20 protein-coding genes are annotated in these 25,027 nt (G+C 59.2%); 5 read left to right on the forward strand and 15 right to left on the reverse strand.

Translation table 11 applies throughout. The features are described 5' to 3' along the window. Positions 1-26: 26 nt before the first annotated feature. The 3 genes from AC0V6V_RS05295 to AC0V6V_RS05305 are packed head-to-tail and all read right to left on the reverse strand — an operon-like array spanning position 27 to position 3,538. Positions 27-1,079, reverse strand: a complete 1,053-nt coding sequence (locus tag AC0V6V_RS05295; RefSeq protein WP_486166237.1) for a LacI family DNA-binding transcriptional regulator — start codon at positions 1,077-1,079, stop codon at positions 27-29. 10 nt (positions 1,080-1,089) lie between these two features. After that, positions 1,090-2,481, reverse strand: coding sequence for an MFS transporter (locus tag AC0V6V_RS05300; protein ID WP_486164391.1), 1,392 nt, complete (start codon positions 2,479-2,481; stop codon positions 1,090-1,092). Position 2,482: 1 nt separating this feature from the next. Next, complete coding sequence (locus tag AC0V6V_RS05305) at positions 2,483-3,538, reverse strand: SMP-30/gluconolactonase/LRE family protein (protein WP_486164392.1); 1,056 nt, start codon at positions 3,536-3,538, stop codon at positions 2,483-2,485. A 130-nt stretch (positions 3,539-3,668) separates the two neighbouring features. Here AC0V6V_RS05305 and AC0V6V_RS05310 point away from each other — a divergent pair, with 130 nt between their 5' ends. Then, a complete protein-coding gene (locus tag AC0V6V_RS05310; RefSeq protein WP_486164393.1) occupies positions 3,669-6,194 on the forward strand; it encodes a glycoside hydrolase family 3 protein in 2,526 nt (841 codons plus the stop codon). Between the two features lie 18 nt (positions 6,195-6,212). Then, positions 6,213-6,704, forward strand: a complete 492-nt coding sequence (locus tag AC0V6V_RS05315; protein WP_486164394.1) for a gluconokinase — start codon at positions 6,213-6,215, stop codon at positions 6,702-6,704. Here AC0V6V_RS05315 and AC0V6V_RS05320 read toward each other — a convergent pair. The 3 genes from AC0V6V_RS05320 to AC0V6V_RS05330 are packed head-to-tail and all read right to left on the reverse strand — an operon-like array spanning position 6,693 to position 10,422. After that, positions 6,693-8,042: a GntP family permease gene (locus tag AC0V6V_RS05320; RefSeq protein WP_486164395.1), complete on the reverse strand. Its 1,350-nt coding sequence runs from the start codon at positions 8,040-8,042 to the stop codon at positions 6,693-6,695. The two genes, AC0V6V_RS05315 and AC0V6V_RS05320, sit on opposite strands and share 12 nt — an antisense overlap. Positions 8,043-8,064: 22 nt before the next feature. Next, positions 8,065-9,918, reverse strand: coding sequence for a DUF5060 domain-containing protein (locus tag AC0V6V_RS05325; RefSeq protein WP_486164396.1), 1,854 nt, complete (start codon positions 9,916-9,918; stop codon positions 8,065-8,067). A gap of 6 nt (positions 9,919-9,924) precedes the next feature. Continuing rightward, positions 9,925-10,422 (reverse strand): cupin domain-containing protein, encoded by a 498-nt coding sequence (locus AC0V6V_RS05330; RefSeq protein WP_486164397.1) that lies wholly within the window; start codon positions 10,420-10,422, stop codon positions 9,925-9,927. 173 nt (positions 10,423-10,595) lie between these two features. Between AC0V6V_RS05330 and AC0V6V_RS05335 the strand changes: the two genes are divergently transcribed. Then, on the forward strand, positions 10,596-12,257 hold the full coding sequence (locus tag AC0V6V_RS05335) for an acyl-CoA dehydrogenase family protein (protein WP_486164398.1): 1,662 nt from the start codon (positions 10,596-10,598) through the stop codon (positions 12,255-12,257). A gap of 8 nt (positions 12,258-12,265) precedes the next feature. On the opposite strand, the gene yaaA is transcribed toward AC0V6V_RS05335, so the two are convergent. The 5 genes from yaaA to phhA form a co-directional block, all read right to left on the reverse strand. Then, positions 12,266-13,051, reverse strand: coding sequence for a peroxide stress protein YaaA (gene yaaA / locus AC0V6V_RS05340; protein ID WP_486164399.1), 786 nt, complete (start codon positions 13,049-13,051; stop codon positions 12,266-12,268). A gap of 188 nt (positions 13,052-13,239) precedes the next feature. Further along, entirely contained in the window at positions 13,240-14,475 is a 1,236-nt protein-coding gene (gene kynU / locus AC0V6V_RS05345; protein ID WP_486164400.1) for a kynureninase, read from the reverse strand. Then, positions 14,472-15,110, reverse strand: a complete 639-nt coding sequence (gene kynB, locus AC0V6V_RS05350; protein ID WP_486164401.1) for an arylformamidase — start codon at positions 15,108-15,110, stop codon at positions 14,472-14,474. Before kynB ends, kynU begins: the two co-directional genes overlap by 4 nt. Next, the gene (locus AC0V6V_RS05355) at positions 15,107-16,054 is read right to left on the reverse strand and encodes a tryptophan 2,3-dioxygenase (protein WP_486164402.1); all 948 of its coding nucleotides are present in this window, start codon (positions 16,052-16,054) and stop codon (positions 15,107-15,109) included. The genes kynB and AC0V6V_RS05355 overlap by 4 nt, the downstream gene beginning before the upstream one ends. After that, complete coding sequence (gene phhA / locus AC0V6V_RS05360; RefSeq protein ID WP_486164403.1) at positions 16,051-16,878, reverse strand: phenylalanine 4-monooxygenase; 828 nt, start codon at positions 16,876-16,878, stop codon at positions 16,051-16,053. The genes AC0V6V_RS05355 and phhA overlap by 4 nt, the downstream gene beginning before the upstream one ends. 205 nt (positions 16,879-17,083) lie before the next feature. Here phhA and AC0V6V_RS05365 point away from each other — a divergent pair, with 205 nt between their 5' ends. Further along, positions 17,084-17,788: a response regulator transcription factor gene (locus AC0V6V_RS05365; RefSeq protein ID WP_486138439.1), complete on the forward strand. Its 705-nt coding sequence runs from the start codon at positions 17,084-17,086 to the stop codon at positions 17,786-17,788. Positions 17,789-17,791: 3 nt separating this feature from the next. Continuing rightward, on the forward strand, positions 17,792-18,313 hold the full coding sequence (locus tag AC0V6V_RS05370) for a hypothetical protein (RefSeq protein ID WP_486164404.1): 522 nt from the start codon (positions 17,792-17,794) through the stop codon (positions 18,311-18,313). Here AC0V6V_RS05370 and AC0V6V_RS05375 read toward each other — a convergent pair. The 4 genes from AC0V6V_RS05375 to AC0V6V_RS05390 all read right to left on the reverse strand — a co-directional run bounded on the left by AC0V6V_RS05375 (position 18,310) and on the right by AC0V6V_RS05390 (position 25,024). After that, positions 18,310-20,490: a CHASE2 domain-containing protein gene (locus AC0V6V_RS05375; RefSeq protein ID WP_486164405.1), complete on the reverse strand. Its 2,181-nt coding sequence runs from the start codon at positions 20,488-20,490 to the stop codon at positions 18,310-18,312. The genes AC0V6V_RS05370 and AC0V6V_RS05375 overlap by 4 nt on opposite strands. 31 nt (positions 20,491-20,521) lie before the next feature. Continuing rightward, a complete protein-coding gene (locus AC0V6V_RS05380; RefSeq protein ID WP_486164406.1) occupies positions 20,522-21,826 on the reverse strand; it encodes a FecR family protein in 1,305 nt (434 codons plus the stop codon). Between the two features lie 106 nt (positions 21,827-21,932). Continuing rightward, positions 21,933-23,132 carry a CaiB/BaiF CoA transferase family protein gene (locus tag AC0V6V_RS05385; protein WP_486164407.1) on the reverse strand — a complete coding sequence of 400 codons (1,200 nt, stop codon included), beginning with the start codon at positions 23,130-23,132 and terminating at the stop codon, positions 21,933-21,935. Further along, positions 23,129-25,024, reverse strand: coding sequence for a hydantoinase B/oxoprolinase family protein (locus AC0V6V_RS05390; protein ID WP_486164408.1), 1,896 nt, complete (start codon positions 25,022-25,024; stop codon positions 23,129-23,131). The genes AC0V6V_RS05385 and AC0V6V_RS05390 overlap by 4 nt, the downstream gene beginning before the upstream one ends. Positions 25,025-25,027: the final 3 nt, after the last annotated feature.

Consider the following 25,027-nt stretch of genomic DNA (forward strand, 5'->3'; position numbering starts at 1 on the left):
TTCAAATCCCTTATTCTGCGTGATTTTTAGCCGCGCTTTGGCGGCGCGGTTGTCCCTCTCAGCACAAATTCATGGTCCAGCACGATGCGATGCGGCCCTGCCTTTTTGCTATCGCTGAGGCCCTGTACCAGCTCGCTAACAGCAGTGCCGCCCAGATCGCTGAGCGGCTGACGCACAGTGGTGAGGAAAGGCCGCATCCGAGTGGCGATATCGGCGTCATCGAACCCAACGACAGACATGTCGTCCGGCACCTTAAGGCCTGCTTCGATCAGCGCAGCGACTAGGCCCGCCGCCATGTCATCGTTTGAAGAGAAGATGGCTGTTGGACGGTCTTCTAGGCTCAAGAAATGCTGGCCCGCTTCATAGCCGGACGAGAAATCAAACGCGCCAGGACGCACCAGATCATCAGCAAGTTCTAATCCCGCGGCCTCCATCGCCACAGTAAAGCCAGAATGGCGCACGTGAGTGGCGCGCTGATCTTCGCTGCCACGCACAAAGCCAATGCGCTTGTGCCCAAGATCAGTCAGGTGGCGGACGACCTCAATCGCCGCCTGATAATCATCGATCTCGACCATCATACCTTGCGTCTGGAGGTCAACCGGCCCCACGCGCACGACCGGAATGCCGAGATCATTGAGCACAAAGCCAATCTTCTCGTCATTGGCATAGGGCGCGAGCAACACCACTCCATCGGGACGATTGCGGCGCACCAAAACGTCAAAGGCGGCGCGGATATCGGCAATGGATTTTCCGGTTAGGTTCTCCAGTAGGCTGATCGACAATTGATAGCCCAGCTCTTGGCATGCGATCACCGCGCCGAACTGGATCGAATTGACATAATTACTGCCTGCCATGTGGCAGACCAGATTGATATTGTAAGAACGGCTGCCGCGCAGAGATCGTGCCGACTGGCTTGGCACATAGTCGAGCTTTTGCGCAGCCTCGCGCACTTTACGGCGCAGCTTTTCCTGCACATGTGGTTCGTTATTCAGAACCCGCGAAACAGTTTTGATGGAGACGCCAGCCAGATCGGCCACGTCCTTCATCTTTGCTGATTTCCCCGCCTTTACAGTCGCCATCTCGCCCCCGTCATTTCGATAACTCGTCAACTATCCGTGCATGCAAACCGCGGCTCAGTGGCATAAGAAACAGCGTAATTGAAGCGATCACTAGGAATGAAGCTGGCACCAGGGCCATAAAAACCCCTAAAGATTCCGCCGTTTGAGCAGTCTGAACCTCGCGCCCCGCGTCATATCCAATACCCGCCAAGAGGTAGCCAATGCCTAGACCCGTGAGCGCGCCAGAGGCTTTTTGCACAAACAGGCTAGAGCCGAAAACAGGTCCTTCATAACGCTGCCCGTGGGTGTACTGACCATATTCGACGGTATCAGGAATGAGCGCCCAGATGATGATCGCAAACGCAGATGTCGCAAATCCAAAGGCGATGATCTGCAGCGGAATTCCGCTCATGAGCAACGGTCCGCTGATGAACAAAGACAGGCCAGCCGCAGCTGATAGGATGGTCGCCAAGTACCAGCATTTTTTCTTTCCATAAGCGCGTGCGATCATGGTCCAAACGGGCGTTCCGGCGAGAGTTGCAATGGCATAGGAAGAGAGGATCACCTCTTTGTTAGCAAAGGTCTGCGAATTGGCTTCGACATAGAACGCCATGGGGATGTGCAGGCTCGCCCCGGCGGCTGAATTGACCAACAGCAAGAGCAGCAACAGCCGCAGGGCGTCATTCTTTTTGAAAGCATCGACGAACGAACTAAGGTCCCAGCCTCGCGACAGATCTTCACCGCCCAGCGGTGGTTTTTCCTCTGTCAGGAAATAGCATCCGACCAATGCAATCGTCGCGATTGATGCGCCGATTGCGGCCGCGATCAGGAAACCGCCGCTGGTGTACTGGCTTGCCCCACCCAGCGCGCGCGCCAGCGGGAAAAAGAAGCTGGTGACGCACAGCATGCCGCAAAAGGCGAAAAACATCCGAACGCCCGAAAGCTCCGCTCGCTCGACAGAGCTGAAGGTCAGCCGCGATGAGAGAGCAGAATAGGGCACCGCGACAATGGTGTAAGAAGTACGGAATATGATCGCCGAACCAAGCAAGGCCGCGAACAGTGCCCAGCCTTCAAATGGCGGTGTCCAAAACAGCAGACAAAACGAGGCACCCAGCCCAAAACTGCCAAACAGAATAAAGGGCCGGTAAACGCCTCGCTTGCTGCGATTGGCAGCGGCTATGGAGGCAATGAGGGGGTCAGAGATAGCATCCCAAAGCAAACCCAAGGCATAGATCCAGCCTGCCATTTCCGGGGCAAGTCCCACCACCTCTGCATACCAAAAAACAAGAATAAGCGAGAGGCTGTGCCAGTAGATATTGAGCCCGAAATCGCCAATGCCGTAGCCAGCCAAGCGTAGAGGTTTACCGCCAATCATCAGCTGGCGCAGCTCAGACGCAGCGGCGATTGACGCGGCGTGGGACAATTCAAAAAAGCCCTACTCCAGAAACTTTGGTGCGCACCGCAATCAAACGGTCGGCGGCTGTGATGAACAAGGTGCGTCCATCCTCGCCAAAGGCGCAGTTGGCCGTCGCTCGTCCGGTTCCAATCCGGCCCATGCAGCGGGCCTGAGGATCGATCACCAGCACACCGCCCGGACCCCCTAAGAAGATGTGCCCGCTGGTCGCAACGGCCATCCCATCGGGCAGGCCGCCAACCTTGTGCATGAACGGCTTTGCGTCGAACCATATCTCTCCCCCGCCCATCTCACTATCGGCAGACGCGGGCGTGTCAAACCGGCGGATCAACGGAGCCTCTGGATCAGATTGGCTCACATACAACGAGCTCTCGTCTGGAGACAGGACAATGCCGTTGGGAAAGGTCATATCATCCACAAGCCGCGACAGGGTGCCGTCGTTCAACAAGCGATAGACGCCATTGGCATCCTGCTCCTTCATTGGCGATGCGTTGAGCCCTTCTAGCCCATAGGGCGGGTCAGTGAAAAAGATGGTTCCGTCGCTTGCCTCGATCAGATCATTCGGGCTGTTAAAGCGTTTGCCATTGTATTCGCTGGCCAAAGTACGGCGGCGGCCGGTGGCCATATCGCGCGCTTCAACACTTCGTTTGCCATGGTTGCAGATCAGCAGCTCGCCGCTTTTCCCCATCAGTAAACCATTGGCACCGGGCTCTCGCATGCCGCCAGCTTCCTCTGCCGCGACGCCTGAAGGATCGAGAAAGACAGACGTTCCCTCTGCTTCACTCCAGGAAAAGGCGCGGTTTTGCGGGACATCGGTAAAATAGAGCTTCTGGCGCGCCGCATCCCATACCGGGCCTTCAGACCACTGATGCCCTTCGGACAACAGCCGCGCTGGAGCGTCTATATCGACGAGGTCGGCAAAGCCTGTCTCGAAACCCTCAAAGGTGACACCAGCGCCCGCATGAGCGTCATCCGCAGCAACTTTTTCGCTGCCATGATCGCCAGCGCAAGCTGCAAGCGCGCTAGCCGAAAGGCCCAGCATTGTTGTCCGACGCGTAAACTGCATAGTGAATCAATCCCTCCTAGCCCCCTGATATTCCAATATTGACAACCTTGTCAAAAAACGCTGCTAGTAGGACAAGATTGACGAATAGGGATTCGCCTGCGCAAGGCTGCGCGGGCGGGGGAGAGCCAGAATGCAGTTTAAATCAATGAAGCCAGCCTTGGCGCTGGGACTTAGTCTTGGCGCGGTAAGCTGCGCCTCCAGCAATCAGGTTCAAGTCGCCTCGACCGACGAGGTGAAGACGCAGGGCGTCATCAACCCGGACGTTTGGCCTCAGCTTCCCGCCACCCCGCTCGATCCGGCGATTGAAGCGCGCATTGATGCGATCATGGCCAAAATGACTTTGGAGCAAAAGGTCGGCCAGACGATGCAGGCCGATTCCGCATCTGTCACGCCTGAGGATGTGAAGAAGTACCGCCTCGGCTCCGTGCTCAGCGGCGGCAATTCCGCGCCTGGTCCCCTGCCCTATGCCGATACCGCCAGCTGGCTGGAAATGGCCGATAAATATTGGGAAGCCTCAACCGATCCTGAAGGGGTTGAGGTCGCTATCCCGGTCATCTGGGGCATTGATGCGGTCCATGGCCACGCCAATTTGCTCGGCGCGACAATCTTTCCGCACAATGTCGGCCTTGGCGCTGCGCGCGATCCCGATTTGATTGAACGGATTATGGCCGCGACTGCGCGCGAGCTGGTGGTATCCGGCCATGACTGGACCTTTGCGCCAACCTTGGCTGTGCCGCGTAATGACAATTGGGGGCGCGGTTATGAAGGCTTTTCAGAAGACCCTGAAATCGTCGTTTCCTATTCCGACCGCATCGTTGAGGGCCTGCAAGGCACATACGGCGAGGCTGACTTCATGGCGCCGGGCAAAATCCTATCCGCAGCCAAGCACTATATCGGCGATGGCGCGACGGATTTTGGCCGCGATCAGGGCGATGCCAGCATCAGCGAAGAGGAGCTGCGCGATATTCACGCAGTCGGCTACCTCCCCGCGCTAGAGGCGCAGGTGCAAACCGTGATGGTCTCGTTCTCCAGCTGGCAGAACGTCAAAATGACGGGCAACAAGGCGCTGATCACAGATGTCCTTAAGGACCGCCTGAACTTCAATGGCTTCGTGGTGAGCGACTGGAACGCGCACGGACAAATTCCGGGTTGCTCCAACACTGATTGCCCAGAGGCGTTCAACGCCGGCATCGATATGTTCATGGCGCCCGACAGCTGGCGCGGCCTGTATGAGAGCACGCTAGCCCACGCAAAATCTGGACGCATTCCGATGGAGCGATTGGACGACGCGGTTCGCCGGATTTTGCGGGTGAAGCTGCAATATGGCCTGTTTGATCGCGGCGCACCGAGCACGCGGCAGGATGCCGGTGATGTAAGCCTGCTGGCCAATTCAGAGCACCGCGCGCTTGCCCGGGAGGCGGTTCGCAAATCGCTTGTTCTGCTGAAGAATAATGAGTCCTTGCTGCCACTTGATCCGGGTAAGACCGTTTTGGTGGTGGGTGACGGCGCAGACAGCATCGCCAAGGCATCCGGGGGCTGGACTCTGTCATGGCAAGGCGGAACGCACACGAATGACGAGTTCCCCAATGGCCAGTCTATCCTGAGCGGCATTCAAGAGGCCGTTGGCGCAGCTGGCGGCACGGTGATCTTTGACGAGGATGGCACCGGCAACCATTCCGCCGATGTTGTCATCGCGGTTTACGGTGAAGATGCCTATGCAGAATTCCAAGGCGACCGTCCGCATCTCGATTTTTCTGAAGATGGCTTCGACACTAGTCTGCTTTCAACCTACCAAGCGGCAGGCACACCGGTTGTCTCTGTATTCCTTTCAGGCCGGCCTATGTGGGTCAATCCAGAAATCAACGCCTCTGACGCGTTCGTCGCCGCATGGCTGCCCGGTAGCGAAGGCGCCGGGGTCAGCGACCTCCTGTTCCGGACAAATCCCGCCTATGATTTTACCGGCAAACTCTCGTTTTCCTGGCCAAAGCTCGCGAGCCAGTCAGAACTGAATGTCGGGGATGACGATTACGACCCACTGTTCGCCTATGGATATGGCTTGTCCTATGCGAGCAATGGCAATCTTGCAGAACTATCTGAGCGCTCTGGCGTCAACACCAGCGGATCCGCCGTCGGCGATGTGTTCTTTGCTGGCGGGCGCGCACCAAACCCTTGGTCGCTTTACGGAATAGTAGATGAGGCGCAAACTCGCCTCAACTCAAGTGTATGGGACGGCGGCGTGTTGTCCTTTGCTGGCCTTGATCGCTTGGCCCAAGAGGACTCCCTAGAGGTCACCTGGGGTTCTGGCGAACCCTATGTTCGCTTCAGCAGTCATGTGCCTGTGGACTTCATGCGGCAATCAAACGGCGCAATGGAGCTGGCCTTCTTTGTTCGCAACACTGGCGATACGCCCGCCAGCCTGCGTGTGGCCATGGGCTGCGAAGATGACAGCACTTGCGGGCGCGGACTGCCGGTGAATGTGACGTCGAGCGAATGGCGCGAAGTGCGCTTGTCACTGGCCTGTTTTGCGGACCTGGGCGCTGATCTGGGTGCGCTCAGCAACGGTCTGATAGTCCGCTCTGATGGTCCGGCGTCGATCGGCCTGTCGGACATCCGGCTAGAGCCCGATATCGACGCTACGCGGACTTGCGAATTTTGAGTCAAGCAGCGCTGTGACATGACCGCTCGGCTCGTCATCATTATGGGGCCAAGCGGCTGCGGCAAATCGCGGATTGCCAGTGCGTTGGCGGAAGCGATGGCGGCTGCGATGCTGGAGGGTGACGATTTTCACCCGACTGCAAACCGCGCCAAGATGACAGCGGGCGAACCTTTGATTGATAGCGATCGCACAGCTTGGATCGACGCCATGCTCGGCGCGATTGCGGAGCGTAACGAGCCGCTGGTGGTGCTTGCATGCTCGGCCCTGACACGGTATGTTCAAATGCGGCTGAAAGCAGTTCCGAGCCGCGAAACTCGGTTCGTCTTGCTAGATGCACCGCGCGATACCTTGGCCGCCCGTATGACAAGCCGCGAGGGTCACTTCATGCCGGTCAGCCTGCTCGACAGCCAGCTTGAGGCACTTGATGTGCCGACAGGCGCAATCCGCATCGACGCGCAACAATCCGTCGGCGCAATTGTGCACCAGATCACCGCCGCTCTAGAGCACTAGGCCCAGCGCCAGCACCATCGCAAAACCGATAAGACCGACGAGCGTCGAGGCAACGGTCCACGTCTTCAGCGTCTCGCGTTCAGTGAGCGCGAAATAGCGCGACACCAGCCAGAAGCCACTGTCATTCACATGGCTGACCACGCTCGCCCCGGCGGCGATGGCGATCACCATGCGCGCGAGATCCCAACCCTCTAGCCCGGCGGCCAGTGCCAATGGTGCGCACAGCCCCGCCGCCGTCAGCATCGCGACCGTCGCTGAACCCTGCGCCACCCGCACAATCGCAGCGAGGACGAAGCCCGCAACAATCGGACCGATGCCCAGACCCGCGAAGCTCTCTGCCAGCATTTTGCCAGCGCCCGTGTCGACCAAGACCTGTTTGAAAGCGCCGCCCGCCCCGGTCACCAGCAAGATCACGGCGGTCGGTTCAAACGCGCGCGACAGCCCATCTTTGAGCCGCGCAGTGCCTGCCTCATCATCCGCGCTCAGCGCCAAAGCGGCGGCTGCGCAGCCGATCAGCAGCGCGGTGAACGGGTGACCGACAAACGCCAGGACCGAGCTCTCAAAACCAAACTGACCAGCAAGCGCAGCGGCAACGATCAGCGCAATCGGCAACGCCACAACCAGAGCAGCGCGCATTGCGAGGCCCGTGTTCGCTGCATCCTCGTTTTCCACTGTGGTGCCTGCTTCGCTCATCGGCAACCAGCCGCGTGCATCGGCAAAGCGCGCATAATACGGCCCCGCGATCAGCATGGCCGGAATGCCCGCTACGAGCCCGCAGACAATCACCAAGCCTAGGTCGGCTGACAGGATCTCCGCCACGGCCACCGGACCGGGCGTTGGCGGGATGAAGGCATGCGCGGTCGCCAGCCCAGCGAGCAGCGGCAGTCCGAAGAACAGCGCTGGCTTTCCCGCCCGCATCGCCAGCGCTTGCACCAGCGGGAAGAGCAGGATCAGACCAACATCGAAGAACACCGGGATCGCAATCACCAGCCCAACAAAACCCATCGCAACGCCCGCAGGCCCGGCGGGACGGTTGCCGATCAGCGAGCGCGCGAGCGCGGCTGCGCCGCCGCTTGCCTCGAGATAGACGCCAAGCAAGGCGCCAAGCCCCACGATCACAGCGATAAAGCCGAGCACCCCAGCAAAACCGTTTTTGACTGCGTCCAGCACCGCGTCAGGCGCAAGGCCTGCCATCAGACCGGTTGCCAAGGCTGCAACGAGGAGAGCAGCAAAGGCATTCACCCGCCGCATCAAAATCAGGATCAGCAACCCAGCTACGCCAAGCGCAGTTGCGAGCAAGGGCCGCCATTCGGCCAGAAATGCTACAAAATCGCTCATATTTTATTCGCCTTCCCGCGCATCATGGCTCAGCTCGGTCCAGCAAGAACACTCGGTCCCCTGTGCCAGATGCCACGGCAAGAGCTGCAAGCTCATCTGAACTCGCCAGCTCCACCCTCTTTGCTGCCCCTAAAAACTCACCTGCAACCGGATCAAACGATCGCACCCGGTAAGCGCTCGGCTCGACCGTGCCCGCATCCGGTTTTGGCGTCGCATCGCTCCAATAGATCGCATAGCTGCCCTCTGCGTCAGTCAGGCAATAGGCCGCGCCCACGCATGGCCGCATCGCCCAATACTCAAGGTTCTCTTCAAAGAAATCGAGCGCCACTCGCGTCTGCCGCCACAGCTCAGCGCGGCTGCGCCAATCCTCTGTGGTCAGATCATTGCCGTCCTGATGCGCACCGAAATACCATTCAACGCCCGCACCGCCGCCTAGCAAAGTGCCCCACAGCGCATGCCGCCGCAGGCTGTCATGCGTGGGATCGTCTTTGTCCGCCTGCGCGCCCACCTGCCATTTGCCGATTTCGTCCATGGTGATCGCCCACGGACGGCCCGCCGCGCGTGCGGCCGCGATCCATTTGCGTACCTCTGCGTTCACCGTCTCGCGCTCGTTCACCTGAAACGAAAGACCGTCCAGCGCTGCCTCACCGAGCAATGGCGCTAGGATCACGTCCTTATCCGCGGCCTCTGCATGGGTGTGGAGCAGGACGGCATGCTCATAGGGATCGTTCGCCGCAAAATGCTCCGCCATCGCGTTGCGCTGCGCATCGGTCTGGCCCTCTGGCCGCCAGTGGACCGGGCCATTTTCCTCGCCCAAGTTCCAAAACAGCGCCGGGTGATGCGCAAAACGCGCGATCAGCTCGTTGAAATAGAGCTGGCGCATTGGCCCCGTATCGCCGCCATCCAGCAGCAATTCGTTCTCGGTTTCTTGCAGCACAATATGCAGCGCAACGCCGCGCGCCTGCATATGCGCGAACACCGTTTCCCATTGCGCCAGCTTGCTGACATCAAACCGAGTGGGATCATCGGGCGAGGTCCAGGGCCACACATCCTTGCCGTCGCCCTCAATATTATAGGTCAGGAAATAGACGGCGTTCATGCCTTGATCAGCGAGGTAGTTTACCGCTCCGATCAGACCTTTGCCTTTGCCGCCCTGCCAAGTCGGATCGCCCTCGCGCCAATCGCGCACGTGCGGGGCAAAGGTGTGAATGTCGCCGCCCGCATCAGATTCGCCCTCTCTGGCATTGTCAGAGATGCGGTAGGTGCCATCGAAATCCGCGAAAGCGAGCAGGTTTTCCGGGCTGTTCGCCCCGCCCTTTAGCCATCTTTTCCCGGTTTGCGCGGTGCGGAAAAACTGGCCGTCTTGGGTGAGTTTCCCGGCGGCATAGAATCCCGTCGCATCCCGCTTTGGCGGGGCAACGGCAAACTTTCCCTGCCATTCGCCAAGGCTTTTGGGCTTAGCCTGCGAAGCAGACTTCAATGCGATGTCAGGCCCCTGCTCCAACCGCGCGTAATACTGCCATTCGCCCGGCTCATCCGGCATAAACCGCGCGCGCCAGACATTGCCGCTATCCGCGCCCGTCTCGCCCGCATTGCCATCGGCGGCGAAGAACCCGCGCGTCGAAACCGCACGGGCGCCCTTGGTGTAGGTGACCAGCAGGCGCACGTCGGTGAACGGGTTAAGCTCGCCGGTCTCGCTCAGCTGAGGCCCGGTGAAATCCAACGTCACCGGTTGCCATTGCCGATACACATCGAGCGCTTCCAGCTTATTGGAGACAGCAACCACGTTCTGGGGCGGCGGCGACACTGCGCAACCTGATAGCACCAGCACAAGTGCTGCCAAAGCGACGGCGCGGGCGGCCCAAGGGCTGAGCATCGTCACCTACTCTTCGCCTGCCGCCTCCATCGGATCAGGCGGCGCTGGCAATCCGTTTGAATTCCATTTCCAGAACACGAAGGTCAGCGGCGTGTCGCCGGTGTTCTTAACCCCGTGCAAATCCCACGGCGCGGCGTAGAGCATATCACCCTTGTTCGCGGTGAAAACCTCCTCACCCACGGTCCATTCGCCCTGCCCCTCCAGCACCATCAGGAATTCCTCCTCAGCGTGGCGATGCGGCGGGTGAATTTCGAGGCCCGGCTTGATCGTCGCGGTGCCGGACAGGAGGTCACGCGTGCCAGCCGTTGTCCCGGCGAAAAATTCGGCAAAGGTACCCCATTCCTCTTCGGTGGATTTGGCGGTTTCGTTCGTCAGCACAGCGGTGGCCAATGCGGCTCCATCCGCTGCTGCCGGGGCCTCTGCGTCCGGCTCGCTGGCCTGCGGTGCACCGCAAGCGGTTAATGCGCAAGCCATCAAGCCAAGCATCGCTGCGTGAAACTTCATCAATCCCTCCGTCTCTCTGGGACCACTGATAACGTTGTCAATCGGTACACGCAAGATCACCTTCTGCGCGCTGCTAAACATACGGTGCGCATCCCAAATTCACTGGCTGACTTACCGGGCTGCTTCGACTAGCACACATGAGAAGCGGCGGCGGGGCAAATGGGATTGGCTGAATGACGATAGACTGGGTATCTTTGGCTGATGAAGCGGCGCAGGCAGCGCGCGCCTATCGCGCGGCGGTCGCAGACAAGACCGCCAGCGTGATTGCGCCAGGCGGCCGGGTCGACGCCGCATTGGCCGAGCGCGAGCAGCGCCTGACCCACGGATTTGCCTGGATCGCCACCACGGTTGAAGCACTTGAGGCGGCCGCTGAGTGGGCGCAATCCGCGCAAAGTGCGGGCGCGTTCCAAACCGTCGATGAACTGGTCTTGCGCGTAGGCTTCGGCGAATATTGCGCGCAATTGGCGAGCGGCATTGTGATGAGCGTCAATGAAGTGATCCGTCCGGGTGAATTTGGTCTGGAGGATGCGGCACGGGCTTTTTCCGCCAATCCCGCCGTCGCTCAAATGATTGCGGAAGGCAACACGTTAGAGACCCGCGCCGAGCTGACCGGGCGATTGAGCCAAGGCGAGCGTCCCTATGAGGGCCTAGGCGATGAAACGCTCGATATGATCCGCACACAGTTTCGCGCCTTCACCGCCGATCGGATCACCCCGCATGCCCACGCCTGGCATTTGGCTGACGATCTCATCCCGCTGGAGGTCGTGGGTGAAATGGCGGAACTCGGCGTCTTCGGCGTATGCATCGCCGAGCAATATGGCGGGCTAGGCCTCGGCAAACTGGCGATGTCGCTCGTCTCTGAAGAGCTATCGCGTGGCTGGATCTGCGCAGGCTCGCTTGGCACAAGGTCAGAAATTGCTGGCGAGCTGATCGGAGAGAACGGCACAAACACCCAAAAGGCGGAGCTGCTGCCGCAAATCGCCGATGGCCGGATCCTGCCAACCGCCGTTTTCACAGAGCCGGACACCGGATCAGACCTCGCATCGGTGCGCACCCGCGCGGCCCAGCAGTCGGATGGAAGCTGGCGCATTCACGGGGCGAAAACCTGGATCACCCATGCTGCGCGCGCTGATCTGATGACAGTCCTGTGCCGCACCAATCCCCACGAACCCGGCTATGGCGGGCTCTCCATGCTACTCGCACACAAGACGCGGGGCACTGACGCTGAACCCTTCCCTGACGCTGGCCTCGATGGCAGCGAAATCGAGGTGCTCGGCTATCGCGGGATGAAGGAATATGCCCTCGGCTTTGACGATTTTGCCGTCGCTGAAACGGGCCTGCTCGGCGGGGCAGAGGGCCAAGGCTTCAAGCAATTAATGCGCACATTCGAAGGTGCTCGCATTCAAACCGCCGCCCGCGCCATTGGGGTCGCTTGGAACGCCTTCGACCTCGCTTTGGGCTATGCACTGGAGCGCAAGCAATTTGGCAAGAGCCTCACCGCCTTTCCGCGCGTTTCAGACAAGCTGGCGATGATGGCCGCAGAGACAGTAATGGCGCGCGAACTCACCTACCGCGCCGCCCGCCACAAGGACCGGGGCGAGCGCTGCGATATTGAGGCCGGCATGGCGAAACTGCTCGCCGCGCGCGTCGCCTGGGCCAATGCGGACAATGCGTTGCAGGTGCACGGCGGCAATGGCTATGCGCTGGAATATCCGATCAGCCGGGTGCTGTGCGATGCGCGCATTCTCAACATTTTCGAAGGCGCTGGTGAGATCCAGGCCCATGTCATCGGGCGCGGCCTTGTAGCTGGCAGGCTCAACGGCGCATCAACCTAGGCAAGACGCTATTTCTTCACTGGCGGCTGCTTGCGCGTGAACACCAGTTCGCTCTCGCTAGAGGCCGCCGCGTCATAGGCATACCCTTCCGCATTGAAGTCCTTCAGGCCCTCTGCCCGGTCAATCCGATTTTCCATGATCCAGCGCGCCATCAGCCCTCGCGCGAATTTGACGTGATACATCAGCCGCCGCGCCTCGCCATCCTTCACATTGAGGAAGCTCGCGGTGAGAACCGGCGCATCCAGCGCGCTTTGATCGACCGCTTTGAAATACTCGTTCGACGCCAAATTGACCACGGTCTGATCGCCATGATCCGCCAGATCACTTTTGAGCGTTTCAGCAATCCGGCTGCCCCAGAAGTCATACAGCGACTTGCCGCGATCATTGGCCATCTTCGTGCCCATTTCCAGGCGATATGGCTGGATCGCATCCATCGGGCGGAGCAAGCCGTAAAGGCCGGAAAGAATGCGCAGATGCTCCTGAGCATAACTGAGCGATGCCTCGTCCATGCTGCTCGCCTCCAGCCCCCAATAGACATCGCCATCAAAGGTCAGACCCGCTGGCTTGGCTGAATTGCTGCGTCCTTCTAGATCGAACACGCGAAAGCGCTCTTCATTAAGCTCAGCCAGCTTGTCCGAAATGTGCATCAAGCGTTTGAGATCGGCGGCAGATTGCTGCTTTGCAACGCCAGCAATCTCGCGCGTATCCTTAGCCAGGCGCGGCTGCGTGATCTCTAGGCTGGTCTCTAGCGGATCAAAGTTCAGCTTCTTGGCAGGCGAAAGCAAAGTGATCATCGGTCGTTATGTCCTATCAGCATTGGCGGCGGGAATGCGCGCGAACAAAGGCTGGAATACGCGTGAAATATGGGGAGGATGAAACAGCTTTAAACGGCTGATGGCAAGCAGTGATGCGCGGCAATCATCGGCAAAATTGCGGCCACACAGATCGATTGCTTCGCTTAATTGGCTGCACGATGCACAGCTCACGTCACCGCTGACATGGCGTGGAACTCTGGCCTGTCCCAGCTGCGCGTCTCGCAAATCTCGCTGAGGCGCTGGACCGCCTCCACAATGTCTGCATAGCGCAGGTACAGCGGGGTCAGCCCCAAACGCAGCACATCTGGCGCGCGGAAATCGCCGATGACATCGCGGGTCTTTAGAGCCTGCGCAATCGCATAGGCGTTGGGGTGCGCGAAAGAGACGTGGCTGCCACTTTCCGCTCGGTTTTGCGGACTGACCAACTCAAAGCCATATTGCGCGCACAGCGGCTGCATCTGCTCGATCAAGAGCTCTGCCAACTGAACCGATTTCGCCCGAACATCGCGCATGTCTGCCTTCGCGATCAGGTCCACGCCGGCCTCTAATGCCACCATCCCTAGCACTGGCGGGGTCCCGCAAAGAAAACGCTCAATCCCGCTTGCCGCATCATATTGCTCTTCAAAGGCGAAGGGGCGCGCATGGCCAAACCATCCGGCTAGCACCGCATCGGCATGCTGGTGACGCTGCGCCACATACATGTAAGCGGGCGCGCCCGGCCCGCCGTTGAGGAATTTGTAGCCGCAACCAATCGCGAAATCCGCGCCCGCGCCGCTTAGATCAACTTCAATCGCGCCGGTCGAATGGCTGAGATCCCAAATCACCAGAACGCCGTGTTTATGCGCAGCCGCGTTGACCGCCGCCATGTCTCGCATTGCGCCGGTCTTATAATGCACCTGAGTCAGCAGCAGGACGGCAATGTCGTTATCCAAGCGGCCAAGCACGTCGCCTGCAGGCACCGCGAGCGAGCGCACTGTGCCGCCACTGAGACGCTCCAGCCCTTGCATCATGTAGTGATCTGTGGGGAAATTGCCTTCCTCGGTCAGGATCACCGAGTGCCCTGATTGCAAGGACAATGCCGCCCCCAAAGCCTTGAAGATATTCACCGAAGTGCTGTCCGCGGCAATCACTTCGCCAGGACTTGCGCCGATCAAGGCGGCAATCTTATCGCCGATCCGGCGCGGCGAATTCACCCAATCCGCGCCCAACCATGAGGTGATCAAGCCCTCGCCCCATTGCTCACCAACCGCATCCTGCATGGCCGCCATCGTCGTCTTGGGCAGAGCGCCAAGCGAGTTGCCGTCAAGGTAAATCAGCCCATCGCGCAGTTGGAATTGATCGCGAAAGCCGCGCAAAGGATCATTCGCATCGAGCGCCGCCACTTGGTCTGCCAATGAAGTCATGCCGCCAGCTCCCTTAAAATCGCGCGCACCGGGCTTGCATCAGCCCCGGCAATCGCCAGCGGCAATGCGATCAGCTCATATTGGCCGGGCGGTACATCATCGAGCACCAGGCCTTCCAAAATCCGCATATCGCCCGCGCGCACCTCGTGATGAGCGTCCATCGTCTTGGATGTTTCCGGGTCAAGCGACGGCGCATCAGTGCCGATCAGGCGCACTCCCCCCTCACGCAGCCGCGCAATCACGCGCGCATCAATCGCGGTAAAGTTGGAGTCCCAGGCGTCATGCGGAAAGCGCTCATAAGTGCGCAGGATCACGCGGCTTTCCCCGGCAATTGCCTGCCAGTCGAGATCGCCCTCCTGCACGCTGCCAACGGCATGGCGCGCGTCGACCACCAGGCAGCGGCCAAGATAGGGCTCAAGACCGCACTCATCGCTCGCAATGCCCACCGGGTCGTAATGCAGCGGCGCATCGCCATGCGTGCCAGTGTGCAGCGGAAGCGAGAGTTCACCGATGTTAACCGGACAGTCCGGCCCGATTTCGACATTGCGCTTTATCACCACCGGCGGCTCGCCCGGCCACAGGGGGATACCTGCATGAATACGCTGCGAAATGTCCCAGATCCGGGGCGCGCTCATGAAACGGGGCACTGCGAATAATCGCCGCCCTCTTTGGGCGCGTTCATGCGGGTGCGCATCGACCACAGCTCTGGGAAGAAATTGAGATCCAGCGCTTTGACGAGGTAATTGACGCCGGAAGAACCGCCAGTCCCATGCTTATGCCCGATCACGCGCGAGACGGTTTTCATGTGCTTGAAACGCCATTCCTGGAAATAATATTCGAGCGCGGTGACGTTCTCGCCGAGCGTGTAGAGCTCCCAATACTGATCAGGATTGGTGTAGATCGCGAGCCACGCGTCTTCGACTGCTTCGCTCGGCTCATAGGGCTCGCTCCAGTCGCGCTTTAGCTTGCCGTCGGGGATATCGAGTCCGCCGCGCGTCAGCGCCGCCAGCACTTCGTCATAAAGCGAGGGTTCTTTCAGAACCTGCGTCAGCTGCTCGGTCGCCTCACCATTGTCATGGTGGACCAAAATGAGGTCGGGGCGCTTCAGGCCCAGCAGGAATTCCAGCTCGCGATATTGGTGCGATTGGAAACCCGATGCTTTGCGCAGGAACCCGCGAAAGGTGAGGAAATCATGCGGGCTCAGCGTCGCCAACACCTCCCAGCTGTGGATCATATGGCGCATGATGGTCGCCGTCCGGTCGAGCGTCTTGCCCGCCCTGCCCAGCTTGTCTGAGCGCAAGGCAGCGATCGCCTCACGCACCTCATGCAGCATCAGCTTGATCCACAGCTCCATGGTCTGATGCATGATGATGAACAGCATCTCGTCCGGCTTGTCTGAGACCGGAACTTGGCTACTAAGCAATTGATCTGTTTGCAAATGGCGACCGTAGGTGAGGCCCTTATCCCACTGGATCGTCTCGCCTTGAATCACCGCTTCGAAAGTCTCCACGCCGTCCTCGATCCGGCGCGTGATCGGCGAGCGTTCAGGCAGCTCTCCGCTTGGTTTCTTGTCGCTCATGCCCCGCCCACCTTAAACTCAATATCGCTCGGATCGCTCTCGCCTGGCGCGAGGATTTTTAGGTCCTTCAACTCGTCATAGACGGCGCTAAGGCTGGTCGTCTCCATTTCTTCGAGCAGCGCTGCAAAGCTCTCAATCACAAAATAGGTCGGCTGAAACGTGTCGAAGGGATAATCCGTGCGCATCATACGCGGCAGATTAAACCGCAGCCTGCGGGCGCTGTCGCCGCTCACCGCATGCACCGTCTCAGCATAGCTGGAAAGCAATCCCGCACCGTAAGCCTTCACTCCGGCGCCCTCATGGATCAGGCCAAATTCGACCGTGTGCAGATAAAGCCGCCCGAGCAGATCAGACACGCCCTTGTTTTTCGCACGCAATCCCGCGCGGCCATAAGCGGCCATGAAATCGCCAAAAGTGCGGTCAACGAACATTGGCAGGTGGCCAAAGACATCGTGAAACATATCCGGCTCGTCATTGTAATCGAGCGAGGAATGCTGGCGCAGGAAGTTTGAAACAGGAAAACGGCGCTGCGACAAATGCTTGAAGAACACATCTGTGGGGATCACGCCGGGGACAGCAATCGCCTGCCAACCGGTCGCCGCGAGAAAACGCGGATTAAACTCTGCGTAGTCCGGAATGCCATTTTCCGCGAGCTGCAAGGTTGCAAGCCCATCCAGAAAAGCCGCAGACGCAAGCCCCTGCAATCCTGCTGATTGCCGGGTGACAAGATCACGCCAGCGCGCGTGATCCTGATCAGAAAACTGCGCCCAGTCCTGCGGAATGGTCCAATCATCCGCCGCACCCTCTGGCGGTTCTTCAGTCATGCGAAGTTGCTCCATGGGCACTCAATAAGCCGATCCTGCGAAGAAACCAATCTCAGTGCGCGTTACTCTGAAACAAGTAGAAACAGGGTTTCGCCCCAGCATCACCCTCCGCTTGGTCACGATCAAACATCACAAGGCCTATGGATTACCCAAATCGTGTGATAACAAGTTATTGAAGCAAATAATTGTACAGGGGATCTAGTAAATGCGCGTGGCTCTAGCAGATGACGAAAAGGAACTGCTCGAACAGGTGTCTGCCATCGTGGTAGGGGCAGGGCACGAGGTTGAGACATTTCTAGATGGCTCCGCTTTGCAACGGGCGCTGCAACGCGAGACGTATGACATTGTGCTGCTTGATTGGAACATGCCGGGCATGACCGGGCCAGAGGTCGTCAGCTGGGCGTCTGAGAACATGGACACACCGCCGCCTTTCATCGTGATGACCAGCCGCGCGGCGAAAGAAGATGTGGTCCATGGCCTGGAAGCAGGCGCGGTCGATTACATTATCAAGCCCGAATCAGACGAGGTGATCAAAGCGCGCATGGAAGCCGCAGCGCGCCGCAACGAGACCTCAAAACCAGACACCCAAGCCAGCTACGGCAAATATTCGCTCGACCGCAAAGCGAAGTCGATCACCGTTGATGGCGAGGATGTGCCGGTGACCTCGCGTGAGTTTGATTTGATTGACCTGTTTTTCCAGAACTTTGACCGGCCACTTTCTCGCGGCTATCTGTTGTCCAAGGTTTGGGGCGGCAATGCCGACCTCGAAACGCGCACGGTCGATGTCCACATCTCGCGGCTTCGCGCCAAGTTAAAGCTGGAACCGGCCAATGGCTTTGTGATCAGCACTGTTTTTGGATTTGGATATCGGATGGATGCGTATAATGATGAGCCATCCGATGAAGAGTGAGATATGATCCGCAAACACCGGTTCCTCAGCAGCGCAATCCTGGCCGCATCTTGCAGCCTTGCTCCCGCTTGCGCGGTGACCATGCCGCCGCAGATCAGCTCCAGCACGGGCGCTGCTCCGAGCGCGCAATCAATCCATCTGGTTGAACCGGACAAGGAACAGGCGCAGCTTTTGGCGCTGCATTCCGCTCTCAAACAAAGTTTGGCCGCTAAGGGCATCACTGTGGCGGAGGACGCCGATGTCGTGGCCGAATTGGCCCTGTCTCAGCGGGCAGCAAGTCTAGGCGTTTTCGCCGGTGAGGCTGGAGATAACACAGAGCCGCCCCGCCCTGTTGCCGAGCCGCGCAAAGCAAGATTGCTCGACCTGTGCAAGGCCGTAACGGTGGAAGCGAGCCTCGCCTTGTTTGACCGCGCAAGCGGCAAGCCGGTTCAGCAGAGCAAAGCTCAAGGCACCATTTGCGAAGGCAAAGAGCCGCCAATGGATGAATTTGCCGAGATTCTGGTGAGCCAGCTCGCCAGCAATTAGTAGCTGATCATCTGCTCGCAGTTCAGAATAATCTCAAACGAGGTGCCACCATCCGATTTGGTGCGCACTCTGATCTCTGCCTCGTGCTCGTCGACCACCTTTTTCACATAGGCCAAACCTAGCCCGGCGCTGGGCCCTGCTCCCTTGGTGCGCGCACCAAAGCGAGCAAAAGGATCGCTCACGCGTTCCGGCGGCAGGCCGGGGCCTTCGTCGACAACCTCAATCACCGGCGCGCCGTTTTCGCCGCTCTTCAACGCAACCTTGACCGTTTCGCCTTCGGACGAAAATTTGAGCGCATTGCCGATTAGGTTGTCGATCGCGCGCGACAGCGAATAAGCCTCCACCATACAGAACACCGGGTCCATCGGCAGGCTGGTTTCCAGCTTGATATGCTTGCGTTTTGCGAGCGGATAGGCCCGGTCGGTGGCCTCGTGCAGCAAAGCGCCAATATCGGTCTCGATCGGCTCAATGCCTTCATATTCCAGCCGGGCGATCTGCACGAAATCATCGGTCAGCTTAAGCGTACGGCGCGCCTGGCTCTCAATCCGCTCCATGCGCTCTTGTTCAGGCAGGTTCTTGCCCGCTGCTCCAACCAAGCCGACAATCGCGGCCTGCGGGGAGCGCATATCGTGCGAGAGAAATTCCAGCATTTCACGGCGCTGCTGCTCGCTCTCGCGGATCTTGGTGATGTCGCGCATGGTGATGATCTTGATCTGCTCGTCGATCTCCACCTCAGAGGAGGCGACCAGAAACTCGCGCCCATCCGCGGACGTTATCTCTTCCATCTTGGTGTCGAATTGCGCCCGGTTTTCGGCGAGCAATTGGAGTAAGGTCAGACCAGACCAATCGCTTTCCTCACCAAAAATGACCATCGCCTGCTCGTTCATAAGGACCGCGCGGTCCTCTTCATCAAACACCATCATCGGGTCGGGTGATGCGGACAGCGTCTTGCGCAGAAACGCCAGCCGCTCGCGCGTGGCTCCGATCAAATTGCGCATCAAGGATACCTGGCGCGCCACCGTATCAAAGCCGGAGCTGCCATCGGCGACCTCTTTGCCTGCGCGCGGCATCAGCGCCTGCGCTTCAACTTCCAAGAACCGGCTGACCGCGCTGAGGCGCCGCCAACCCCACAGCGGATAGGCAACCACCACGCCCAGAATCGCAGGGAATACCGGCATCCAATGGCCCGACACGACCAGCGCGGTGGACAGCGCCACCAGCGCCGCGATCAGCGCCAATGACAACCGCAATCCCCAAACCGGTGGGAATTGCCAGAAGGTGAGAAATAGCAGCGCAATCGCCGCGATCAGAGCTGCGCCAACGATCCAATCATTGAGGTCGGTGATCAGCTCATTTTGCAAAATGGCGCTCAATAGGTTGGCCTGCATTTCGACCCCGCTCATGATTCGCCCGGCATGATCCGCGACGGTGTAGCGGTCTCCAAGGCCTTGCGCGGTCGATCCAATCAGAACGATCTTGCCAGCCAAAAACTCGCGCGATGCCTGTCCAGAAACCACATCGCCCGCTGAATAGCTGACGAAGGAGCCATAGGGATGCATCGGTACAATCGGCTCGGCGGTGTCTTGCGGCAATTCCACAGCCTCCGCATCTGCACTCAGCGCGGCAACTTTGGTCAGATGGTCGTATTGCTGACCGCCCGCTTCAAATTCGAGCACAAAGCGGCGCACCACGCCGTCGCTATCGGCCCCGACGGACACATGCCCCACATCCTGCGCTGCATTGGCCAGCTCTGGGATAGGGAAAACCGGGACCGGTTCGTTGGACGCGCCCATCGGCCGCGCAAAGGCATGGGCCAGGATCACATTGCCAGCCTCCGCCACAGAGCGACTCAATTGCGCGTCGCTCTCTGGCTGGGTCGGGTCGACGAACAGAATATCGACCACGGTCAGCTTAGGACCATAGGTCGACAATTGATCGATCAGCTCCGCATGGCGCGCCCGGTCCCATGGCCAATTGCCAATCTCTGACAAGGCACGATCGTCTATTTCGACAATGACGATCTCGTCCGACGGCTCTGCAAGGCGGTATTGCGAGGCGAAATCGAGCAGACTGTAATCAATCCGGTGCGTCCATTCCTGCTGCCAAGCGGTCAGCACGAGCACAATTGTCGCGCCAAACAGCAGCAGCCATTCGCCGAACAGACGGAAATTCTTCATGCGGACGCTCGATTGTGCGGCAAGGGCTGACTCACTCGCTTATGGACAGCTCTTGCGTCGGGCTCCACACTTTGATGACGTCGCCTTCGTCAATTTCGAAGGTCGCAACGCGCCAGCGATAATCTCCATTCTCTAAGTTGGAGATGATGATGGCGGAATTTTCGAGCGCCACTTCATCGACCAGCAATTGGCCTGGCGTCTTCGCATTCCATAGCTGGAAGGCGCTCAGGCTGTCTTCGCTGCCCTGCGTGCGCCAAGCGAATTTGAACGCATCATCAAATGGTGATGGTTCAACCCCGCCCTCCACACCGGCGCGCTTGCGGCGGAAAGAGAATGTCCGCGACAGACCTTCAAGCCCAGAGGCGGAGATCGCGCGGGAGCGCACGAAATAGCGGCCGTCTTCGAGACCATCGAAACTGGCAAGCGGCGTATCTGTGATCCGCTCAGTCACGGTCTCGACAAAACCAGCATCCTTGGCAATTTGCGTACGATAGCCCGCCGCGCCGCTCAATTCGTTGATCGCAAACTCGACCATTTCGTCGGTTTGGATACGGCCCGGATCAACCAGCTCTGGCGCAGTTAACAGACGTTCTTGCGCGCCCAATTGATCCTTAGCCGAGGCAACACCGAAACCAGCAGCAGTCGCGGCCTCACTCTCGCCCGCGCTAACCGCAACCTCGCCTTCGATAACTTCGGTCAGGCTGACTTCGCCATCAGGCTCAAACCCGACGCGGAATTCGGTGCCGCGCACTGCCGTCACAGATAGAGGCGTGCCAATCCGATAGCGGCCCTGACCGTTCACCTTGGGCGCGACGACTTCACTGCGGCCTTTGAGAACCCTGATCTGCACATCGATCTGGCCATTGATGAGATAGCGGCGCGCATCGACAATGCGCACGCGCGAGTTGGAGGGGATAGAAAGGCTCGAATTGCCGTCTCCGGAAAACGCGGCAAAGCTGTTTGCGCGGGTGGTAATCTCTGCGCCTTCACGCACAGCCAGGCCAATGCGAGGCGTCACATTGCGGCCGCGCGCGGTTAGGCTGACGCTGCCCGAAAAGCTCTGAAGGGTCAGCGGGACCGGGCGGTATTTCAGCAGGCTGCGCGGAATTTTTAGGGTCGTCCCAACCTGCATCAGGCGCGGGTTGCGCACGCCATTGGCGCGGCGCACGCGCTCCAGCGCGGCTGGGTTCACCAAATAACGCTTGGTCAGGTCGTACAAAGTGTCCGACGGCTTCACGACATAGCGGATCTCGCCCTCGGGCGCGGCAATGGCTTGGGTCGTCGCTGAGGCGAAAAACGCCCCCGCAATCAATATTTTCAGCGCAGCTTGCTTCATGCAAAATCCTCCGGTCCTCTGGGTATAACACCTTGGAGGGCCGCGAAACCAGTATTGGCTGGCTGCAATGAAATTTTACATGTTCTGAGCGCAGCAGGAACGCGTCTTAAACGAAGCCCTCGGCTTGGTGTTTGGCCAATTCCTGCTCGTCCCAGCCCAGCAGCTCCCCGAAGATTTCCGCGTTATGCTGCCCCGGATGGGTCGGCGCAGATTTGCGAAAACCCGATTGCGATTTGGAAAAGCGCGGAAAGGCATTTTGCATCTTCAACTTGCCGCGGCCCTCGGTCTCAACCTCGATGATCGCCTCGCGCTCTTTGAAATGCGGATCCTCAAGCATGTCTTTCGCGGTGTAGACCCGGCCCGCTGGGATCGAATATTCGATCATCAGTGCATCGACCTCGTCCATGGTCAGCGTGGCGGTCCACTCATTGATCAGAATATCGAGCTCTGTCTGGTTTTCGCCGCGCGCCAGATGGGTCGCGTATTTCGGGCTTTCTGCAAGCTCGGGCTGGCCCATGGCCTGCGCCAGACGGGCAAAGATGGCATCATTATTGCCGCCAATCATAAACGGACCATCCTTGCAGGAATAGACGTTCGAGGGGGCAATGCCGGGCAAGATCGACCCAGACCGCTCCCGAATGAAGCCATTGTAATCATATTCGGGGACCAGCCCCTCCATGACTTGCAAGACCGCCTCATACAGCGCGGTGTCGATCACCTGGCCCTCGCCGGTTTTCTCGCGGTGATGCAGCGCGGCAAGCACACCCATAGTGCCATAGGTCGCGCATAGAGTGTCGCCGATTGAGACGCCCATGCGCGATGGCGCGCGGTCCGGCTCTCCCACGATATAGCGCCAGCCGCCCATAGCCTCGCCAATACCACCGAACCCGGCGCGCTTTGAATAGGGCCCAGTCTGTCCATAACCAGACATGCGCGCCACAATCAGGCCGGGGTTGTGCTTGTGGAGCTCCTCCGGTGAAAGGCCCCATTTCTCCAGCGTTCCGGGCTTAAAATTCTCAATCAGCACGTCGGCTTTCTTGATCAGTTCAGCGGCAATCGCCTGGCCCTCTGGAACGCGCAAATTGCAGGTCACAGAGCGCTTGTTGCGGGCAATGACCTCCCACTGCACCTTCTCCTCGCCCTGACCCCAAACGCGCATCGGATCGCCTTTGCCCGGTGCCTCGATCTTGATGACATCTGCGCCCATATCGCCGAGCAATTGACCGCAAAATGGGCCAGCCAGCAGCTGCCCCATTTCGACCACGCGCAATCCGGCGAGCGCGCCATTGTTTTTCGGCTCGGTCATTCGGCCGCCTCGGCAATGCCTTGATCATGCCACTCAGGTTGGATTGGCGCCGGCAGGCCGGTTTCGCTCTCGCAATTGGCGCGCAGAGTCTCGATTCCAGGACCGTAGTCGAACAGCGATAGCTCGCCGCGCTCAGCTCGCATCTTGGTGCGCAAGGCCTCAGTGGCCGCAATGTCGATGACGCCGTCACCGTCGGCGACGACCCCATAATTGGCCGCGCCTTCAGGCGTGACAAGGCCTTGCCGAATTTCGAGGCCCACCAACTCTGGATCACGCTCCAGCGGGTCGCCCCAGCCGCCGCCGCCCCAGGTGATGAAGTGCAGCAATTCGCCTTCTTTGACGGATACGTCTTCGATCTTATTGCCAACGATTTCCGTGGTGCCATCCGCGCGTTCGAGCACTTTCTTCGCGCGCATTCCGGGATGCCCGCCATTGACGCCCCAAGGCGGCACGAACCAGCGGTCATCATGGATTGCGATTTCACCATCGGCAAGGAAACGGTAAGTCATGTGAATACCATTACCGCCGCGGTGCAGGCCCGCACCCCCGCTGTCTGGTTCGGTCGCATAGCGTTCAATCCGCAGCGGGAAATAACGCTCCAAAAACTCGTTTGGCACATTGGTAAAGCCCGGCCACAGCGAGTGTCCGTCCGGTCCATCGCCCAGCGGCCGCCCCGGAATCCCGCCAAAGCCGATTTGGAACAGCTGGAACCAATCGCGCTCTTTGCCCTCTCGGCTGTCCCAGCCGGAATAGAAGAGATGCGGTGATGAGCTGAACCCAGCAGCGTTGAGGAACTCCGGCGTTCCTTGGCCCAGCAGACCACCGAGAATGTCGAAAATCCGCCCCAAAGCGTGGGTGCGCCCAGAAAGCGCTGCGGGGAATTTCGGCTTCAGCAAAGATCCTTCTGGAATGCGGACCTCGATCAGATCGTAGAACCCGTCATTGAACAGGATCTGCGGGTCGAACACCATGATCATGTAGATGCCGAAGAACATCTTGAACATGTTTTCATTGAGGAAAAAGTTGATCGAAGCGGCAGATTGCGGATCGGTGCCGTCAAAGTCGAGAATGACCTTATCGCCCTCGCGCCACATTGTGCATTTGATCTTGTAAGGGCCATAGCCCTTGCCATCATCGCAGATGTAATCCTCAAAGCTCGCTTTCTCGGTCGGGATCGCCTGAGAAATCAGCGCCTTCATCGCGCGGTGGTTGCGCGCAAGCAGCTCTTTGGTGGCCGAATAATAGACATCATCGCCAAAGCGCTCGCACATTTCGATCACGCGATTGGAGGCGACGCGGCAACTGGCGATCAGCGCGTTGAGATCAGCCTGACACCAGTCGGGCTTGCGCGTCTGGTGCATCACCAGCTTCATCAGGTCGTCGTTATATTCGCCGTCCTTCCAGATTTTCACCGGCGGGATGCGCACACCTTCTTGAAAGATCGAGGTCGCACCAATCGGCATGGAGCCGGGCACCATGCCGCCAATGTCAGACTGGTGGCCGAACATGGACGTGTAGGCGACCAAGCGGCCATCCTTGAACACAGGCAGCAAAACGAGCCAATCGTTGGAGTGGCTGATCGCGCCGCCAACGGAGTAAGGATCGGAGAGGAAGATCATATCGCCTTCCTCAACCGTGCCATCGAACCCGTCTAGGAATGGGCCGATATAGCTGCCAAATTGGCCTACGATCATCTCGCCGCTGGGCGCAGCGATCAGCGGAAAGGCATCGCCTTGCTCGCGAATGCCGGGCGACATGGCAGTGCGCACCAGCGTCGCATCCATCTCAATGCGCGCATTGCGCAGCGCGTTCTCGATAATGTCGAGCGTAACCGGATCGATATCGAGCTTTTTGAAGGGAGTGGTGTTTGATTGAATGATTTGTGCAGGCATCGT

Source organism: Erythrobacter sp. S249 (assembly GCF_057364975.1).

Excerpts from the sequence above, each read along its gene's own strand:
- AC0V6V_RS05295 (WP_486166237.1), bottom strand. The coding sequence starts at position 1,079 with ATGGCGACTGTAAAGGCGGGGAAATCAGCAAAGATGAAGGACGTGGCC.
- AC0V6V_RS05305 (WP_486164392.1), bottom strand. The coding sequence starts at position 3,538 with ATGCAGTTTACGCGTCGGACAACAATGCTGGGCCTTTCGGCTAGCGCG.
- AC0V6V_RS05310 (WP_486164393.1), top strand. The coding sequence starts at position 3,669 with ATGCAGTTTAAATCAATGAAGCCAGCCTTGGCGCTGGGACTTAGTCTT.
- AC0V6V_RS05315 (WP_486164394.1), top strand. The coding sequence starts at position 6,213 with ATGACCGCTCGGCTCGTCATCATTATGGGGCCAAGCGGCTGCGGCAAA.
- AC0V6V_RS05320 (WP_486164395.1), bottom strand. The coding sequence starts at position 8,042 with ATGAGCGATTTTGTAGCATTTCTGGCCGAATGGCGGCCCTTGCTCGCA.
- AC0V6V_RS05325 (WP_486164396.1), bottom strand. The coding sequence starts at position 9,918 with ATGCTCAGCCCTTGGGCCGCCCGCGCCGTCGCTTTGGCAGCACTTGTG.
- AC0V6V_RS05330 (WP_486164397.1), bottom strand. The coding sequence starts at position 10,422 with ATGAAGTTTCACGCAGCGATGCTTGGCTTGATGGCTTGCGCATTAACC.
- AC0V6V_RS05335 (WP_486164398.1), top strand. The coding sequence starts at position 10,596 with ATGACGATAGACTGGGTATCTTTGGCTGATGAAGCGGCGCAGGCAGCG.
- yaaA (WP_486164399.1), bottom strand. The coding sequence starts at position 13,051 with ATGATCACTTTGCTTTCGCCTGCCAAGAAGCTGAACTTTGATCCGCTA.
- kynU (WP_486164400.1), bottom strand. The coding sequence starts at position 14,475 with ATGACTTCATTGGCAGACCAAGTGGCGGCGCTCGATGCGAATGATCCT.
- kynB (WP_486164401.1), bottom strand. The coding sequence starts at position 15,110 with ATGAGCGCGCCCCGGATCTGGGACATTTCGCAGCGTATTCATGCAGGT.
- AC0V6V_RS05355 (WP_486164402.1), bottom strand. The coding sequence starts at position 16,054 with ATGAGCGACAAGAAACCAAGCGGAGAGCTGCCTGAACGCTCGCCGATC.
- phhA (WP_486164403.1), bottom strand. The coding sequence starts at position 16,878 with ATGACTGAAGAACCGCCAGAGGGTGCGGCGGATGATTGGACCATTCCG.
- AC0V6V_RS05365 (WP_486138439.1), top strand. The coding sequence starts at position 17,084 with ATGCGCGTGGCTCTAGCAGATGACGAAAAGGAACTGCTCGAACAGGTG.
- AC0V6V_RS05370 (WP_486164404.1), top strand. The coding sequence starts at position 17,792 with ATGATCCGCAAACACCGGTTCCTCAGCAGCGCAATCCTGGCCGCATCT.
- AC0V6V_RS05375 (WP_486164405.1), bottom strand. The coding sequence starts at position 20,490 with ATGAAGAATTTCCGTCTGTTCGGCGAATGGCTGCTGCTGTTTGGCGCG.
- AC0V6V_RS05380 (WP_486164406.1), bottom strand. The coding sequence starts at position 21,826 with ATGAAGCAAGCTGCGCTGAAAATATTGATTGCGGGGGCGTTTTTCGCC.
- AC0V6V_RS05385 (WP_486164407.1), bottom strand. The coding sequence starts at position 23,132 with ATGACCGAGCCGAAAAACAATGGCGCGCTCGCCGGATTGCGCGTGGTC.
- AC0V6V_RS05390 (WP_486164408.1), bottom strand. The coding sequence starts at position 25,024 with ATGCCTGCACAAATCATTCAATCAAACACCACTCCCTTCAAAAAGCTC.